Origin of the sequence: Streptomyces antimicrobicus, assembly GCF_020532625.1 — a bacterium.
In the GTDB taxonomy this organism is placed as follows: Bacteria; Actinomycetota; Actinomycetes; order Streptomycetales; family Streptomycetaceae; genus Streptomyces; species Streptomyces antimicrobicus.
This window is the reverse complement of record NZ_JAJAUY010000218.1, coordinates 1-6,542: the sequence shown is the minus strand read 5'-3', so window position 1 is coordinate 6,542 and position 6,542 is coordinate 1. Positions and strand designations below refer to the sequence as shown.

The following is a 6,542-nucleotide window of genomic DNA, read 5'->3' as shown; positions in this document are numbered from 1 at the left end:
GCCGGGCTTCGCGCGGGAGGCCGACGCGTTCGGCTACCAGGACTCCCGGCCGTCCCGGGTCAACCGGCCGGCCGAGCCGCTGGTCGCCGAGGGCGAGGACGACTGGCTGCTCCAGCCGCCGACCCCCGGCCCCGCCCCGTCGGCCGCGCCCGCGTCCGCCTCCCCCGTGGCCACGGCCCCCGCGCCGGTTCCGGCCCCGGCTCCGGCCCCGGCCCTCGGCCCGGCGTCGTACGAGCGACCGGTCGCGCCGAGTGCCCCCACCCCGCCGCCGGTCCCGCGGCCGTCCGGACCGTGGACGGCGACGATCGGCCCGGACCGCGACTACTTCACGGCGATGATGCGGCGCAGCGGCCCCGAGGCCGCCGGGCTGGACCTGCCCGCGTACGCGCCGGAGCAGCACCTCACGCTGTCCGGTGGGCAGATCACCATCGGCCGGCGCCGGGCCTCCGCCACCGAGGGGCCGGACATCGACCTGTCGGTGCCCCCGGAGGACCCGGGCGTCTCGCACCGGCACGCCGTGCTCGTGCAGCAGCCGGACGGCAGCTGGGCCGTGGTGGACCAGAACTCCACCAACGGCACCACGATCAACGGCGGCGAGGACCCCATCCAGCCCTACGTCCCGGTCCAGCTCTCCGACGGCGACCGGGTGCACGTGGGTGCCTGGACCACCATCACCGTGCGCCGCGACCGGGCCTGACCGACCCCGCCCGGGCCGGGTCAGCTCCCGGCCCCCTCCTCCCCCAGGGGCCACACGTAGGGCCCCTGGGGGTCGTCGAGCCAGGACCACTGGCCCTCGGGGGTGACCGTCACACCGAAGCGCTCCCGCCCGGGCCGGCCCTCGCGGCGCCACAGGTCCAGCGCCTCCCGCGGGTGCAGGGCGCCGGCCGTGAGCATCAGCATGAACTGGAAGCGGTCGTTCTCCAGCAGCTCGTACGGCACCCCGCCCGCCGGCCCGGCCGGCGCCGCGCCCGCTCCGCGCAGCGGGACGAAGTACGCCGGGTTGTGCAGGAACCGGCCCTCCGCGAGTCCGGCGTCGCGGACCTCCAGCGCGATCAGCCCGGTGGACAGCGGGCCCAGGATCCTGGCGCCCGGCCGGCACTGGGCGAGCCAGGCGGGCGGGATCCGCGGCAGGCCGCAGGTGACGAGGATCCGGTCGAACGGGGCGCGGGCCGGGCACCCGCGGGCGCCGTCCCCGGTGACCACGGCCGGGTGGAACCCGAGCCCGGCCAGGTGCGTCCGGGCCGACTCGGCGATCTCCTCGTCCAGCTCCACGGTCGTCACGTGCTCGTCGCCGAGCCGGTGGCACAGCAGGGCGGCGTTGTAGCCGGTGCCCGCCCCGATCTCCAGCACGTCGTCCCCGTCGCGGACGTCGAGCGCGTGCAGCATCTTCGCCATCAGGGACGGCTGGCTGCTGGAGGACAGCAGCTCTCCGTCGCGTATCCGCGTCACCAGCGGCTCGTCCGCGTACACCCCGCGCAGCCAGCGCGCCCGGCGCTCCGGGTCGGGGTCCTCGCACCACAGCCGCTCGTGGCCCGCGCCGCGGCCCGTCCAGAACCACGGCACGAACAGGTGCCGCGGGACGGCGGCGAAGGCCGCCCGCCAGGCCGGGTCGCGCAACACCCCGGCGGCGGCCAGCTCCCGCACCTGCGCGGCGTGCGCGACCTCCGGGTCCACCAGGTGCGCCCGCGCCTCGTGTGCGCCCATGGCTCCACTGTGCTGCGCCGGGCGCCGGGAGGCGAGTGGTCCTAGGACCGGGGTCCTCCGTCCGGGCGTCTGAGACGATGGTCGGGTGAATGAGATTCCGCGGGGCACGCTTCAGGAGCAGACGTTCTACGAGCAGGTGGGCGGCGAGGAGACGTTCCGCCGCCTGGTCCGGCGCTTCTACCAGGGCGTCGCCGAGGACCCGTTGCTGCGTCCGATGTACCCGGAGGAGGACCTCGGTCCCGCCGAGGAGCGCTTCGCGCTGTTCCTGATGCAGTACTGGGGCGGTCCGACCACCTACAGCGACAACCGCGGCCACCCGCGGCTGCGGATGCGGCACGCCCCGTTCCGGGTGGACCGGGCGGCGCACGACGCGTGGCTGCGCCACATGCGGGAGGCCGTGGACGAGCTGGGGTTGGCCCCGGAGCTCGAGGCCCAGCTGTGGCGGTACCTGACGTACGCGGCGGCCTCGATGATCAACACCGCGGACGCGGAGGCCTAGGCTCCTGTCCCCGGGCCGGACGGGCCGGGCCGGACCGCCGGCCTGGACGCCCGGCCTGGACCCGCGGCCTGGACCCGCGGCCTGGACCGGCCGGCCTAGACCGGCCGGACCTGGAGGGCGCCGAGGCCGCCCACGCCGCCGGGGCGGCGGGTGGCGACGGAGCCGAAGGGGGTGCGCAGGCGCAGCCAGCTCCCGGCGGCGAACAGCGCGACGGGGGCGGGCCCACCGGGCGCCGGCGCCCCGGCGGCGGACTCCCCCGCAGCCGCAGCCGCGGTGCGGCCGCCGGGCACCGCGGCCCGGACCGGGCGCAGGAAGCCCAGGGACTGCGCGGCGTGGACGGCGCGCAGCGGAAGCTCGGTGTCGCCGAGCGTACGGGACCAGATCTCGCGGCCGATCCGGTCGCGCTCGGCGCGGGTGCGCCGGTCCTGGGGCAGGGCCTCGTCCCGGGCCCGGAACTCCCGGACGGCCGCGGCGACGGCGGCCCGCATCGCCTCGACGCCGGGCAGCCCCGGCACCTCGGTCCAGCCGCCGCGCGGCGGCAGCACCCCGGTCCACGGCGGTCCGGTGACGGAGGCCGGCACGACGGCCGTCCCCGCCCGCTCGTCCACGGACTCCAGCAGCTCCCCCGCGGACACCGTCACGTCCAGGGCGACCGGCTCGGCGAGCCGGGCCGTACGGACGGCCAGGACCTCGAACGAGGGCGGACGGCCGAAGACGGCGAGCGCGCCGCCGCCGGCCTGGAGCCGGACGGCGGCGGCGCGGTCGTAGTGCACGAGCCGGCCCAGGAAGGCGGCGAGGTCCGCCGCCTCCCCGGAATCGGCGAAGCGCAGCTGTCCGCTCATGCGGCGCGGGCCGAGCCCGTGGAGGTGGCCGAGTCGTCGACGTACTCCTCGAGGAACGAGCGCTCCTCCTCGGTGATCCGGCGCGGGCGCTGGGTCGTGAGGTCGAACGGCACGACCACGGTGGACGCCTGCACGTACACCGTGCCGGAGCCTTCCGCGTCCTTGATCTCGTAGGCGATCGTCAGCGACGCGGCGCCGATCTTCGTCACCCACGACTCGATGACGACCGGCTCGTGCCGGTGCACCAGCGGCCGCTTGTAGTCGATCTCGTGGCGGGCCACGACGGACCCGCCCTGGAACGACGTGGAGCCGTTGCCCGGCGCCAGGCGGAACATGAAGTCGATGCGCGCCTCCTCCAGGTAGCGGAGGAAGACGACGTTGTTGACGTGCCCGAAGGCGTCCATGTCCGACCAGCGCAGGGGGCACCGGTAGATGTGTCGTGCCATGCTCGCCGGCCTCAGCCTCGGGTGAGCTTCTTGTAGGTGGCGCGGTGCGGGCGCGTGGCGTCCGGGCCGAGCCGCTCGACCTTGTTCTTCTCGTAGGACTCGAAGTTGCCCTCGAACCAGAACCACTTCGACTCGCCCTCGTACGCCAGGATGTGCGTGGCGACGCGGTCGAGGAACCAGCGGTCGTGGGAGACGACCACGGCGCAGCCCGGGAAGTCGAGAAGCGCGTTCTCCAGGGAGGACAGGGTCTCGACGTCGAGGTCGTTGGTCGGCTCGTCGAGGAGCAGCAGGTTGCCGCCCTGCTTGAGGGTGAGCGCGAGGTTCAGGCGGTTGCGCTCACCGCCGGAGAGCACGCCGGCCGGCTTCTGCTGGTCCGGGCCCTTGAAGCCGAAGGCGGAGACGTAGGCGCGGGACGGCATCTCGACCTGGCCGACGTTGATGTAGTCCAGCTCGTCCGACACGACCGCCCAGAGGGTCTTCTTGGGGTCGATGTTGGCGCGGGTCTGGTCGACGTAGGAGATCTTGACCGTCTCGCCGACCTTGATGTCGCCGGAGTCCGGCTTCTCCAGGCCCTGGATCATCTTGAACAGCGTGGTCTTGCCGGCGCCGTTCGGGCCGATGACGCCGACGATGCCGTTGCGCGGCAGCGTGAACGACAGGTCGTCGATGAGGACCTTGTCACCGAACGCCTTGGAGAGGTTGTTGACCTCGACCACGATGGAGCCCAGGCGCGGGCCCGGCGGGATCTGGATCTCCTCGAAGTCCAGCTTCCGCATCTTGTCGGCCTCGGCGGCCATCTCCTCGTAGCGGGCCAGACGCGCCTTGGACTTGGCCTGGCGGCCCTTGGCGTTGGAGCGGACCCACTCCAGCTCCTCCTTGAGGCGCTTCTGGCGCTTCTCGTCCTTCTTGCCCTCGACCTTGAGGCGCTCGGACTTCTTCTGGAGGTAGGTGGAGTAGTTGCCCTCGTAGGGGATGGCGCGGCCGCGGTCGAGCTCGAGGATCCACTCGGCGACGTTGTCGAGGAAGTAGCGGTCGTGGGTGATCGCCACGACGGTGCCGCGGTACTGGGCCAGGTGCTGCTCCAGCCAGTTCACGGACTCGGCGTCGAGGTGGTTGGTGGGCTCGTCGAGGAGCAGCAGGTCGGGGGCCTCCAGCAGCAGGCGGCACAGGGCCACCCGGCGCTTCTCACCACCGGAGAGGTTGGTGACCGGCCAGTCGGCGGGCGGGCAGCCCAGCGCGTCCATGGCCTGCTCCAGCTGGGCGTCCAGGTCCCAGGCGTTGGCGTGGTCCAGGTCCTCCTGGAGCTTGCCCATCTCCTCCATCAGCTCGTCGGTGTAGTTCGTCGCCATTTCCTCGGCGATCGCGTTGAACCGGTTGAGCTTGCCCTTGATCTCGGCGACGCCGTCCTCGACGTTCTCCAGGACGGTCTTGCTCTCGTCGAGCTTGGGCTCCTGCATGAGGATGCCGACGGTGTAGCCGGGCGACAGGAAGGCGTCACCGTTGGACGGCTGCTCGATGCCCGCCATGATCTTCAGGACGGTGGACTTACCGGCGCCGTTCGGGCCGACCACACCGATCTTCGCACCGGGCAGGAAGTTCAAGGTGACGTCGTCGAGGATCACCTTGTCGCCGTGCGCCTTGCGCGTCTTGCGCATGGTGTAGATGAACTCAGCCAAGAGAAACCGTCCGGCAGATCGATGGGTGGGCAGATACACCCCATCTTGCCGTACGTCCATCCCTCGGCGGAAACCCGTTCTTCGCGGCCCGGGGTGCGCGACGGGGGTGCCGCGGGCGGCGGCACCCCCGCACGCTACGGGATCGCCGCAGGTCAGGCCTGGGATCCGGCCTCGGGGCCGGCCGCGGGGGCGGCGGAGCCGGAGCGGTGGCGGCGGGCGGCGAGGATCAGGCCGGCCCCGGCGACGAGGGCCGCGCCGGCGGCTCCGGCGGCCCAGGTGGTCCGGTCTCCGGCGCCGGTGGCGGCCAGGGTGCGGCCGCCGAGGGCGGAGGTGTTGGTGTTGCCGGTGGCGACGGTCTGGGTGGCGGTGCCGGTGCTGCCGTTGGTGCCGTTGGTGGCACCGGTGCCCTTGCCGTCCTTGCCCTGACCGTTCTTGGCGGCTTCCTCCTCGGCCTTCTTGTCCTTGGCGCGGGCCTCGTGCTGGCCGGTCTCCAGGAACTTCACCCGGTCCTCGGGGGTGCCGTCGAGGGCGGCCTTGCCCTTGGCCTTCACCTCCGGGCCGCCGGTGCTGACGATCTGGGCGATCAGCACCTTGTTGTCCAGGTCACGGGCCACGTGCTGGCCGGTCTTGAGGAACTCCGCGCGGTCCTGGGCGCTGCCGTTCAGTGCGGCGCGGGCCTTGTCCTTCAGGATCGGGCCGCCGGTGCCGACGAGCTGGGTGATCAGCGTGACGTTGTCCTGGTCGCGCAGCTCGTGCTGGGTGACGTCCAGGAAGCGGAGCGCGTCGGCGAGGGTGTGCGGCTTGTGGAAGAAGTCGTCGATCCCCTTGCGCAGGAGCGGTCCGGCGTCGTGCGCGAGGCGCTGGATCGCGATCCGGGCGTCGTCGAGGCGGATCCGGGGGACGTCGACCTCCAGGAACGTCCGCATCTGCGCCGGGGTCCCCTCCAGCGCCTTGCGCGCGGCCTCGCGCAGGTACCCGGAGGCCTTGGGGTCGGCGATGATCGCCAGGATCGCGAGCCGGTCCTCCTTCGCCTGCTGCTCGGCGGGCTTGTCGGCCGGCTTGTCCGCGGGCTTGTCGGCGGGCTTGTCGGCCGGGTTGCCCGCGGGCTGGCCCGCGGTGGCGGGAGCGGGCGGGGCGCCTTCGGCGAAGGCCGGCGAGGAGAGCAGGACAGCCGGAGCAAGGGCGGCGACGGTAACCGCCGCGGCGATCCGGGACAACTTCAAGACAGCACCCACTTTTTTCGATCGTGTCGTCGTGGACCACAACTGTGTGGATCAAGCTTCGGGGCCCACTGTAGGCGCCCCGGAAGCCCCCCAACCACCCACTTCATCCGGAATTGATCATTCACCGGGGACTGGGCCCGCGGGGGCGGTCA

At 73.1% G+C, this 6,542-nt stretch carries 7 protein-coding genes; 2 read left to right on the top strand and 5 right to left on the bottom strand.

What is annotated here, in order from left to right; translation table 11 throughout:
- Positions 1–697 (top strand): FHA domain-containing protein (locus LG632_RS29170; protein ID WP_226730890.1); only part of this gene is annotated, 697 nt, incomplete at its 5' end.
- A gap of 20 nt (positions 698–717) precedes the next feature.
- On the opposite strand, the gene LG632_RS29165 is transcribed toward LG632_RS29170, so the two are convergent.
- Positions 718–1,704, bottom strand: a complete 987-nt coding sequence (locus tag LG632_RS29165) for a methyltransferase domain-containing protein (protein WP_226730888.1) — start codon at positions 1,702–1,704, stop codon at positions 718–720.
- A gap of 85 nt (positions 1,705–1,789) precedes the next feature.
- Between LG632_RS29165 and LG632_RS29160 the strand changes: the two genes are divergently transcribed.
- A complete protein-coding gene (locus LG632_RS29160; RefSeq protein WP_226730886.1) occupies positions 1,790–2,203 on the top strand; it encodes a globin in 414 nt (137 codons plus the stop codon).
- Between the two features lie 95 nt (positions 2,204–2,298).
- Here LG632_RS29160 and LG632_RS29155 read toward each other — a convergent pair whose 3' ends face one another.
- The 4 genes from LG632_RS29155 to LG632_RS29140 all read right to left on the bottom strand — a co-directional run bounded on the left by LG632_RS29155 (position 2,299) and on the right by LG632_RS29140 (position 6,402).
- On the bottom strand, positions 2,299–3,045 hold the full coding sequence (locus LG632_RS29155; RefSeq protein WP_226730884.1) for a DUF8010 domain-containing protein: 747 nt from the start codon (positions 3,043–3,045) through the stop codon (positions 2,299–2,301).
- Positions 3,042–3,491: an acyl-CoA thioesterase gene (locus LG632_RS29150; protein ID WP_226730882.1), complete on the bottom strand. Its 450-nt coding sequence runs from the start codon at positions 3,489–3,491 to the stop codon at positions 3,042–3,044. The genes LG632_RS29155 and LG632_RS29150 overlap by 4 nt, the downstream gene beginning before the upstream one ends.
- An 11-nt stretch (positions 3,492–3,502) precedes the next feature.
- Positions 3,503–5,167: an energy-dependent translational throttle protein EttA gene (gene ettA, locus LG632_RS29145; RefSeq protein ID WP_226730880.1), complete on the bottom strand. Its 1,665-nt coding sequence runs from the start codon at positions 5,165–5,167 to the stop codon at positions 3,503–3,505.
- A 152-nt stretch (positions 5,168–5,319) separates the two neighbouring features.
- Positions 5,320–6,402 carry an ALF repeat-containing protein gene (locus tag LG632_RS29140; RefSeq protein ID WP_226730878.1) on the bottom strand — a complete coding sequence of 361 codons (1,083 nt, stop codon included), beginning with the start codon at positions 6,400–6,402 and terminating at the stop codon, positions 5,320–5,322.
- Between the last annotated feature and the right edge of the window lie 140 nt (positions 6,403–6,542).

Bases quoted from the DNA above. Each gene is read 5' to 3' on its own strand.
- LG632_RS29155 (WP_226730884.1), bottom strand. From the start codon at position 3,045: ATGAGCGGACAGCTGCGCTTCGCCGATTCCGGGGAGGCGGCGGACCTC.
- LG632_RS29165 (WP_226730888.1), bottom strand. From the start codon at position 1,704: ATGGGCGCACACGAGGCGCGGGCGCACCTGGTGGACCCGGAGGTCGCG.
- LG632_RS29150 (WP_226730882.1), bottom strand. From the start codon at position 3,491: ATGGCACGACACATCTACCGGTGCCCCCTGCGCTGGTCGGACATGGAC.